Origin of the sequence: Paenibacillus mendelii (genome assembly GCF_024498075.1) — a bacterium.
In the GTDB taxonomy this organism is placed as follows: domain Bacteria; phylum Bacillota; class Bacilli; order Paenibacillales; family Paenibacillaceae; genus Paenibacillus_Z; species Paenibacillus_Z mendelii.
Genome location: NZ_JANHOF010000031.1, coordinates 18,476 through 28,793, shown reverse-complemented (window position 1 = coordinate 28,793; position 10,318 = coordinate 18,476). Strand labels below are relative to the sequence as shown.

The following is a 10,318-nucleotide window of genomic DNA, read 5'->3' as shown; positions in this document are numbered from 1 at the left end:
AGCCCGTATCGTTCAGCTGCAAATTCGAAGGGGATCCGAAGCCGTCTGTCAGCGTGAAAATATCTGCGTGGAGCGATCCGGAGACGGTGGGCTAAACAAATTGAGATAAGTGAGGTTGTTAACATGAGAAAAATATTGTATGTGTACGGAGGTCCTGAATTTCACCCGACGAGAGCGGCTGGGGAACTACTAAGTAATTTGATAGGTTCTAGGGAAGGTTATTGTCTTGAGACCACTTCCGACCTCGATATGCTGGCTCGTCTGCCCGAAGGGAAATACGCCGCCGTTGTCGTTTACACGACCGGGTTTGCTGACGAGCTGACGCCGGAACGCGAGCGTGGGCTGCTTGATTTCATCGAGAGCGGCGGTGGATTTGTCGGCGTTCATTCCGCAGCGGACAGCTTCAGAGGCAGTCGCCGGTATATCGATATGCTGGGCTGCGAGTTTTTGACGCATCCTGACCATCACAGCTTTAAGGTAGAAATCGTGAACACCGACACCGATCATCCCATCACGACAAGGATGGAGTCGTTTACGATCACGGACGAAATGTATCATCTGCAAAGCTACGATCCTTCCAAAGTAACGGTGCTTGCGGAAACGAACTGGCAGGGCAGGAAGCTGCCGCTCGCGTATACCAAATCATACGGTCAAGGCCGAGTCGCCTATTTGGCGAATGGCCATGATTTAAGAGCTTGGATCCATCCGGAGTTTCAGAAAATGCTGAGGCGCGCAATCCGTTGGAGCGCCGGGGAAGAGAAACGGTCCGGAAAGATTCGCTGCGGTTTGCTCGGGTTCGGACCGACATGTAATATGGGTGCCGGGCATGCGAGCTGGATCGGTCAAACCGAAGGCATGGAAGTGGTTGCGGTTTGCGACGCTTCGCCGGACAGAATAGCGGCAGCCAAGGAGCAGCTTCCCGGTTTGAAGGGGTATTTTACCAATCTTGATGATATGCTGGCTATGGATGAAGTGGATCTTGTCGTCAACATTTTGCCGCATTATCTGCATGCACCGATGGCAATGAAATGTCTTGAAGCCGGTAAGCATGTCGTAATGGAAAAGCCGTTTTGCCTGACGGTTGCCGAAGGAAAAGATTTGATTCAGAAGGCGCGGGAGCAAGGGGTCATGCTATCCGTCTTTCATTGCCGGCGCTGGGATGACGACTATATGACGATCCGCGAGCTGTTGAACAAAAGATTAATCGGCGACGTGTTCCACATCGACTACTCGTCCGTAGGCTACCATCAGCCGGGCTTCGAGTGGCGCTCCGACAAAGCCGTCAGCGGCGGTATTATGTATGATTGGGGCGCGCATATCATTGATTGGATTCTGAATTTGATCCCATCTGAAATGACTCAGCTGATGGGGGATTTCCAGAAAAGAGTTTGGCATGCGGTAACGAACGAAGATCATGGCAAAATCAATGTCAAGTTCAAAAACGGAGTGACGGTCGACATCATGATGTCATCGATCGCAGCGGTCAACCGGCCGAAATGGCAAATTCTCGGTACCCAAGGCAGCATCGAGATGAACTCGCAGGACGAGATTTATTTGACCAGCATGGTGAAAGGCGTTCGCCAGCACAGCAAGATTGAACGGATGTTCGGAGCGGATTGGAAAAAATATTATTGGAATGTCGCCGACCACTTGCTGATGGGGGAGGAACTGATCGTAAAACCCGAACAAGCGCTGCGTGTCATCAGCATCTTGGAAGCCGCCTCGCAGAGCTCGGAGTTAGGCCGAAGCGTTACCCCTGAGGTGCTGTAGACCATATAACAAAAATGACCGGGACCTGCGGTTGGTCCGGTCATTTTCTCATGACTCAGGGCTTCTCAGGCCCGAAAGATCAAGCTCTATTGTTTCGTGATACCCGCACATCATATCTGAGCGCCGTCCGGCCGTCCGTCTAATGACTCTCCCTGTATTGGGTCGGTGTCATCCCTTCATGAGCCAGAAACTTTTTGTTGAAATAATTCGCATTGATATAACCCGACTCGATCGCGATACGTTTGATCGACCAATCCTTTTTCTCGATCAGCAATTGCTTCGCCATTTGCAATCTGCATAAGGTAACGAATTCCAGCGGACTAAGCTGGGTCAATTTGCGAAACAGTCTGCAGAAGTAATATTGGCTAATCTCCGCTTTCTCTGCCCATTCCTCAAGTAAAAAAGGAAGATGCGCTTGTTTCTGGATTTGAGGAAGCAGCTTGAGCAGCCTGTCTGATACCTCTGTTCCTTTATTTGTTGTTAACGGGATTGCATTGCTCACAAACTCCGCAATAATTCCATAGGTTAAATAAGACAATCGGCTATAATGAAGAGCTTCATGTTTCTCAGCTTCCGTGAGCAGAACATGATAGAGCTGTTCAAATGAGCTCATATCTTTTAGCGTCCATAAAGACGAGCGGTGAAAACCCCGATCAATCAGAAATTGCGTTAACTCAGATCCTCCGTAAAAATGCACCCACCTCAATTCCCACGGATCATCTTTGCTGCTATAGTACAATTGGCGCTGGTTCGGGAAATAAAGATAGCAATCTCCTTTGACCAGCGCGTACTGACGGTCATCAACATCCACGTATCCTTTCCCGTCAACAACGACATGAATGCTAAATGTATTCCACGTTCCCTTGTCGCGTCCCACAAAATGATCCGGCCACTGACCATACCATCCTACAGATTCAGGCAAACAAAAAAAGGGGTGCTCAGAGAGAATCGGAATAAATGCATGTCTAAGCAACATTGGCGACGCTCCTTAATGGGCAATATAGTTCTATAATAAACAAGATAATAGAATTTATCTTTATTTATTCTTCGAATATACTGACAATATAGTTCCAAACCACTTCGAAAAGAAGGTGAGTTTAACGTTATTTTGATAGCGTTGTCAATTCTGCATGATATCACGTTTTGAGCATGTTGTCTTGTGAATGACCAATTTAAACTAGGGGTGTTCCTGTGAAAAAGACATTATCCATTCTTCTGATCATGATGTTCTTAATCCTTACTGCTTGTTCCAGTACAGATGACTCAAAACAACCGTCCAGCAATACAAACGATAAAGAGCAAACAGACGACAAGGATGCTGGAACAGAAAAAGGGACTGAACCGGCGGAAGAAACGAAACCGGTTACACTTACAGTTATGCCAATGTCGGTAGGAATTAGCGAAGAAGATTTCAAGCTTCTGTTCACAGACCCCGTCAAAGCGAAGTATCCGAACATTACCGTAGAGTTGTTCAAAGGTCCGGAAGGAGCGGGACTGGAAGAGCTGATCGCTGCGAAAAATACGCCGGACATGATGTTGATCTGGAACGGCGCCATGCCTTCTGCGAAGCAATATGAAATGTTCCAGGACATTACTCCGTATATTGAGGCAGAAGGCGTCGATATCAATCGTTTCGAACCGGTCGTGCTGGAAACGATTCGGAACGTATCGGATAACGGCGAGTTATACGGACTGCCTTTTGCCATGCAATTGAATGCGCTTTATTATAACAAAGAAATTTTCGATAAATTTGGCGTTTCTTATCCAACAGATGGAATGACGTGGGAGCAAGTAACGGATCTTGCCAAAAAAGTGACGGGAAAAATTGACGGTACGCAATTTAGCGGTCTAAGTCCGGAGCATCTGGAGCGGTTATCTTTCCCTCTCAGCATCGTTACGATTGATGCGAAGACGAATAAAGCCAGCATCAATAACGATCAGTGGAAGCTGGCATTCGAAACGGCGTACAATATTTACAAAATTCCGGGCAATGAGAAAGATAAGGCATGGGCATTCTTGGACAAGACAGGCGCGATGGTTGCGGCCATGAACATATTCCCTAATCTAATGCAAATGTCTGCGGAAGGATTTACGAACTGGGATGTTGTCCAATATCCAAGCTTTCCGGGGCATGAGAACACATACGGCATGGTTGACGCGCATATTCTGACGATCAACAGCACGTCCGAACACCCTGAAGAAGCGATGAAAGCGATCAGCGTCATCACATCCGATGAAGTTCAGAAGCTCAGCGCATCGAAGACAATGCGCGTAACGGCTCTGACAAGTCCGGAAGTTCAAAATGCTTTTGGCGCCGACAACCCTCATATGAAAGGGAAAAATATCGCAGGCGTCTTCAAAAGCAAACCTGCCCCTGCGCCTGTATTTTCTCCATTCAACGGAGACGGCATGGGAATAGCAAATCAAAAATTCGACGAATATTTGGCAGGAAAAGATCTGAACACGGCGTTGCGAGAAGCGGAAGAGGAAATTAATAAGGTGCTCGCTGAGAAGCAGCAATAAGGAATAAGGGCTGTCGGCCTCCCCCCCCGGCAGCCCTTGAAGTCCAAACAATCACAAGAGACGTTCGCATTAAAAACCGGTCTGTGGCAACGATTATGCAATCCAAAGCTGTGTCGGAGGTTATCATCACATTGAAACAATTACTTGGCTTGCTATTCAGAAATCCGCTGTTGTTGATATACCCAATCGTATTGGATGGTCTTTCATTTATCGCGGGACTAATGATCGTTGGTTTTATCGGCACACCGTCATTATCCTATCGTCTTATTCTTGAGATGGGGCTTCCATCGGTTAGTTATGTCAGCAATATCCCGCAATTCGTTAACCAGCTGCAGTTTATGGGGGGGACGGTTCCGGCAAGCGCATGGATTGCCGTGCTGACGATGCTGCTTGCCACGGTCTTTACGCAAGGCGGATATGTTGCCTCCCTGCGAAATGCTGTCGAAGGGCAGCCGATTTCATTACGACAATTTATGAGAGACGGGAAAAGTCACTGGGTCCGCTTCATCTTCTTGTTTCTGATTTTTACGGCAGCAAAAACGGCTTTGACGACACTTCTGGTCGCGTTATTTAATACCATCGGTTTATTCCTTTCCCTCCTAATATTTGTAATTCTTCGGATTAGGTATATTTATGTGGAATATTGTATCGTTATCGATCGGTTGAATGTCGATGCAGCGTTTCGTCAAAGCCGTCGCTATGTTCAAGCTTCAAGCTTCAAGACGTTGGGTTTCGTAATCGTATTGTTCATCGCATCGGGTACGATTAGCTTATTGCTGCACTGGGTATGGAGTCCAGTTGCCGTCATGGCTGTTATACCGGTATGCGCAGTTGTCATTGGTGCAATACAACTGGCCTTCATGCAGCAGCTATGTCAAACCAAACAAACATTTTGATCATGACCATATGGGAGTATACAAAAAAGCAAGGGAGGAACATTCATTGTCGAGAATTTGTTTTCATCATGTTCATAAACGTTACGGAAAATTTAAAGAATATGCGGTGAAAGATTTCAACCTGGAAGTAGAGGACCGGGAATTTCTCGTCTTTGTCGGTTCTTCAGGCTGCGGGAAGTCGACAACCTTGCGGATGCTTGCGGGACTAGAGGATATTTCGGAAGGCGAAATTTATATCGGCGATACGATTGTGAACGAAATGCCGCCCAAAGACCGCGACATTTCGATGGTTTTTCAGAACTATGCGCTGTATCCGAATATGTCTGTCTACGATAATATTGCTTTTGGCTTACAGATGAGAAAGCTTCCAAAGCATGAAATTGATCTATCTGTCAAACGTGCCGCACGCGTGCTGGAAATCGAGAACTTCCTGGATCGCAAGCCTCGAGAACTGTCCGGCGGTCAGCGCCAGCGGGTTGCGCTTGGCAGGGCAATCGTCCGCACGCCTCAGGCGTTTCTGATGGACGAGCCCCTCTCTAACCTGGATGCGAAGCTGCGTGTGCAGATGCGTTCGGAAATTATTAGTCTTCATAAAAAAATCGGCGTAACGACGATTTATGTTACGCACGATCAGATTGAAGCGATGACGATGGGAGATCGCATTGTCGTGATGGAGAAAGGGATCGTGCAGCAAGTGGATACGCCCGAGAAGGTATATAATCAACCGGTAAATCTGTTCGTTGCGAATTTTATCGGTAACCCTCCGATGAACTTTGTTCATGGAAGATTGGAAGAGCACGGAGGAGGACTCGAATTCCATACGAACCGTTTCGCATTGAAGCTAACCGAGAAACAAGCTTATACATTAAGACGCCTGAATTTGGTCGATAAAGGGATCATATTCGGTGTCCGTCCGGAAAATATCAGCTTTGAACAGATCATGTTGGAAGCGTCCCCGCATTCCACCATTAACGGAACGATGGAATTGAGCGAATTTGTCGGCTCGGACCGCTATTATCATATGAACATTGGAATGGAGAAAAATCTGGTTGCCAGGGCGCACCCCCGTTATCACTTTGACGACGGAATGAAAGCTTCCGTGGCCGTGGACATGAACAAGACGTTGTTTTTCCATAAAGATACAGGGATTTTACTAACAGAGTAATGGAGGGGCGCGAATGATGAAGAGGGGAATTCGTACGGTTCAACGATTGTTACTCCTAATCTTAGCTGTTGCCCTAATAGGTGTTCCGGTGTTATCGGATCATGTGCAAGGTGAGCCCAAAGCTGCCGATCAGGGCAGTGAAAATAGGATCATTCAAGATGTTTCGACACGCGAGCCCTATTTCTATTCGATGGCGAACAGATGGAAAATGGACAACGTTCCGGCTGGAGCCCAAGAAATCCGGATCGAAGCAAGATCTTTCAGTGCGAAGTCGGTTGATGCTGAAGTTTCTGTCGGCTCCTATCAAGGTGAAGACAACGTTCTTCTATGGTCTAAGCCTAAAGGTTGGGTGGAGTACGAAGTAAATGCGGAGAAAGAGGGGATTTATGAACTAGAAACCGAATATTTCCCATATATTCAAGAAGATGGTGGACACCGGCAGTCGGTTATGATGAGTGTTCGGATCAATGGAGATTTCCCGTTTCGTGAAGCTCATTCCATTGCTCTGGAAAGGCAGTTTGCTGAAGCGAGACCGGAGAAATACGATGATGCCGGCAATCAGCTGCGCTCCTTGATCCGTGAGGAGACAAGCTGGAAAACGGCTTCTTTTCGCGATTCGGAAGGAGCGTACAGCCAGCCGTTGCTATGGCATTTGAATAAAGGGAAGAATACGATTCGTATCGAAGCGGTTCGTGAGCCGGTCGCCGTGAAGTCATTTCGTCTACAAGCTCCGAAAGTCTTGGCTGCCTACGATGATGTGAAAAAAATGTATCCTGACGTTTCTGCAAACGGAAACAACGAAATCATTGCAATCGAGGGCGAGCAGTTCAGTTATAAAAATTCATCTTCCATTCAAACACAATACGATCGCAGTCCGCATACGAAGCCGGCATCGCTCAATCTGGTTCGTTACAATACGATTGGCGGCACGGGATGGAATAAGGGCGGTCAAGCGATAACTTGGGAATTCGAAGCGCCGAAAGACGGCGTTTACCATTTGACCTTGCGCGCAAAACAAAGCTTGCGTAAAAATTTGTCCGTATTCCGCAATATTTATATCGATGGAAAAATTCCTTTTCAGGAAATGAAAAACGTTCAGTTTCCCTACAGCAGCGATTGGAAAGGAATCACCCTGGAAAATCCGGAAGGGGAGCCTTATGAATTTTATTTCACCAAAGGAAAACATTCGATCAAGATGGTGGCGACGTACGAGCCTTACGTGCCGATTATCCTCCAAATCGATCAAATCTCCAAAGAGCTGCGCGATGTTGCCAGAGAGCTGCGCATTGCTACAGGAAACAGCAGCGACCCTTACCGGGTGTGGAATATCGATAAAGATATACCGGGAATGAAGGAAAGGCTGGACAAACTGAAGACGCAATTTGCTCAATTGACGGATCAAATGCTGGCCATTAATAAGGTGACCGACAATGTATCGCAAGTATTTAAAACGAGCGCAAAGGATTTGGAAGATTTACTCCAAGACCCAGACGAAATTCCATATAGTCAATTGACCATTGGGACACTGCAAGAGAAGATCGAGACGCAGCGCAAAGATTTGATGGATACGCCGTTTCAGATCGATCGGATCTTTGTTTCGGAGCCGGAAGCGGAATTGCCCAGAATGAAATCTAACTTCTTCGAGAAGTCGTGGAATATGGTTACAACGACATTTTATTCGTTTACAAATAAAAACCAGCTCGATAAGCAAGCTGACGATGAGCTGAACATCTGGATGTTCAAAGGCCGAGACTACGTTGACGAGCTGCAGCAGCTGGCCAATGAACGATTTACGCCGGAGCACGGCATTAAAGTTCGGATCAACTTGATTCAGTCTGCCGATTTGGTCGTTCTTGGCAAGGCGGCGGGCATTCTGCCCGATATCGCGATCGGGATTTCCAGCGGATCGATTTTTGATTATGCATTGCGGGACGCGATTTACGATTTTTCGAAGTTTCCGGACTCCAAGCAGCTCATCGATAAATTCCATCCGGGCATTATGCAGCCTTATCGCTATGACGGAGGGATTTACGGCATTCCGGAAACCAACAACTTTAATATCATGTTCTATCGAAAAGACATTTTGCAGCAGCTTGGTTTGACCGTTCCGCAAACTTGGGATGACGTGTACAAGATGCTGCCAACGCTGCTCCAGAACGAAGCCAACTTCTATGTGCCGCCGGACAACTATTCATTCTTTTTCTTCCAGAAGGGTGTAGAGCTGTACACGAAGGATGGACTTTCGAGCGCATTAAGCGAGCCGCAGGCATTTGAAGCGTTCAAACAATGGACGGACCTGTACAATGTCTTCGGACTGGAGCGTCAAGTCAATAGTTTCTATCAACAATTCAGAGACGGCACATTGCCGATCGGGATCGGCGATTTCAACTCTTATATGCAATTGCTTGTTGCGGCGCCGGAAATTATGAACGAGTGGGCGATTGCGCCGATTCCCGGGACGAAACAATCGGACGGCACGATTGCCAGGTGGGCTGCAGGCGGAGCGCCAACGGCAAACGTTTTGTTCAACGACACGCCCGCAGAAAAACGCGAGCTCGCTTGGGAATTCATGAAATGGTATATGTCCGATGACATACAAACGGAATTTGGTCTAAACCTGGAGCAATATCGCGGTGAGACGTTCCGCTGGAACTCGGCCAATATTCAAGCATTCGCAAACATGCCTTGGAAGCAGGAAGATCTCGATGTCATTCTCGAACAATGGCAATGGATTAAAGAATATCCGAACGTTCCCGGCGGATATATGACCACTCGCGAGATTGGATTTGCCTGGAACAAAGTAGCCATTGATCAGCAAAATCCGCGGATTGCACTGGAACAGGCGGTTAAAGAAATCAATCGTGAGATGAAACGCAAACAGCAAGAATTTAATTATATCGATGCGGATGGGCATGTGTTGAAAAAACTGGATTTAGAAACAATTTCTGAACCTTGGAAAGGAGTGAACCTGAATGACAGGTAATGCAACGACCCTTTCCGAGAAGCGAAGCAGCGCTCCGGCAGTTGGATCGAAGCCAAGCATTTCGCGGCGAATCCATGGTTTGATAATAGAAATGTGGAAATACCGTCTCTCCTATGCGTTTATATTTCCTTTTATGGCGATGTTCATCATCTTTATTCTAATCCCTGTTGTTGCCGGCGTTCTGCTCAGTTTCACCTATTTTAATGCTTTCGACTTCCCGTCTTGGCGTGGCTGGCTTAACTATCAGAACCTGTTCTCGCAAGATGTCGTATTTTTGCAGCATGTGCTGCCGAACTCGTTCAAATTCGCGGTATTCGTAGGTCCGGTTGGCTACCTTCTCGCCTTCTTGCTTGCTTGGCTAATCTCTCAGCTGCCCAGTACGCTGCGTACCTGGTATGCGCTTGCGATGTACGCGCCGTCGTTGTCCGCAGGTGTTGCGATGACCGTCGTATGGACAGTCATGTTTACCGGAGATCGCTCCGGTTATATTAACAGCTTTTTGCTCAAGTGGGGCATTATCGATAAGCCGGTCTATTTATTGCTCGATCAAGATTATTTGCTGAACATTATGATCGTCATCTCGATATGGTCCTCGATGGGGATTGGATTCCTGGCCATTTTGGCCGGTATTCTCAATGTGGACAAACAATTGTACGAAGCCGGTAAAATTGACGGGATATCAAGCCGTCTGCAGGAAGTATGGTATATTACGGTACCGATGATGAAACCGCAGATGATGTTCGCAGCCATCATGGCGATCGTTCATACGATTAAATCCGGCGGTATTGGAGTTGCATTGTCGGGCAGCAATCCGACGCCGAATTATGCCGGTCAGTTATTGCTCGATCATATCGGCGACTATGGATTTATCCGGTTCGAGCTTGGTTATGCCAGTGCCATATCCATCTTCGTTCTTCTGTTGTGTTACGTGCTCAGTAAATTTTTTGGCTTTTTATTTGCGCCGAAGGAGGATGAATAATG

General features: G+C 47.2%; 7 protein-coding genes. 6 read left to right on the top strand and 1 reads right to left on the bottom strand.

The genetic code is table 11. The features are described 5' to 3' along the window. The first annotated feature begins 123 nt into the window (after nt 1-123). Nucleotides 124-1,770: a ThuA domain-containing protein gene (locus tag NNL21_RS34985; protein ID WP_204820802.1), complete on the top strand. Its 1,647-nt coding sequence runs from the start codon at nt 124-126 to the stop codon at nt 1,768-1,770. A 139-nt stretch (nt 1,771-1,909) separates the two neighbouring features. Here the strand turns inward: NNL21_RS34985 and NNL21_RS34980 are convergent, their stop codons facing one another. Continuing rightward, nucleotides 1,910-2,746: an AraC family transcriptional regulator gene (locus NNL21_RS34980; RefSeq protein WP_204820803.1), complete on the bottom strand. Its 837-nt coding sequence runs from the start codon at nt 2,744-2,746 to the stop codon at nt 1,910-1,912. Nucleotides 2,747-2,961: 215 nt separating this feature from the next. Between NNL21_RS34980 and NNL21_RS34975 the strand changes: the two genes are divergently transcribed. From NNL21_RS34975 to NNL21_RS34955, 5 genes are all read left to right on the top strand, one after another. Further along, nucleotides 2,962-4,293 (top strand): ABC transporter substrate-binding protein, encoded by a 1,332-nt coding sequence (locus NNL21_RS34975; RefSeq protein WP_204820804.1) that lies wholly within the window; start codon nt 2,962-2,964, stop codon nt 4,291-4,293. Between the two features lie 131 nt (nt 4,294-4,424). Next, a complete protein-coding gene (locus tag NNL21_RS34970; RefSeq protein WP_204820805.1) occupies nt 4,425-5,189 on the top strand; it encodes a hypothetical protein in 765 nt (254 codons plus the stop codon). A gap of 46 nt (nt 5,190-5,235) precedes the next feature. Further along, nucleotides 5,236-6,354 carry an ABC transporter ATP-binding protein gene (locus NNL21_RS34965; protein ID WP_256555690.1) on the top strand — a complete coding sequence of 373 codons (1,119 nt, stop codon included), beginning with the start codon at nt 5,236-5,238 and terminating at the stop codon, nt 6,352-6,354. Between the two features lie 13 nt (nt 6,355-6,367). Next, nucleotides 6,368-9,337, top strand: coding sequence for an extracellular solute-binding protein (locus tag NNL21_RS34960; RefSeq protein WP_204820807.1), 2,970 nt, complete (start codon nt 6,368-6,370; stop codon nt 9,335-9,337). Continuing rightward, nucleotides 9,327-10,316, top strand: a complete 990-nt coding sequence (locus tag NNL21_RS34955; RefSeq protein WP_204820808.1) for a carbohydrate ABC transporter permease — start codon at nt 9,327-9,329, stop codon at nt 10,314-10,316. Before NNL21_RS34960 ends, NNL21_RS34955 begins: the two co-directional genes overlap by 11 nt. Nucleotides 10,317-10,318 lie beyond the last annotated feature (2 nt).

Excerpts from the sequence above, each read along its gene's own strand:
- NNL21_RS34985 (WP_204820802.1), top strand. The coding sequence starts at position 124 with ATGAGAAAAATATTGTATGTGTACGGAGGTCCTGAATTTCACCCGACG.
- NNL21_RS34980 (WP_204820803.1), bottom strand. The coding sequence starts at position 2,746 with ATGTTGCTTAGACATGCATTTATTCCGATTCTCTCTGAGCACCCCTTT.
- NNL21_RS34960 (WP_204820807.1), top strand. The coding sequence starts at position 6,368 with ATGATGAAGAGGGGAATTCGTACGGTTCAACGATTGTTACTCCTAATC.
- NNL21_RS34955 (WP_204820808.1), top strand. The coding sequence starts at position 9,327 with ATGACAGGTAATGCAACGACCCTTTCCGAGAAGCGAAGCAGCGCTCCG.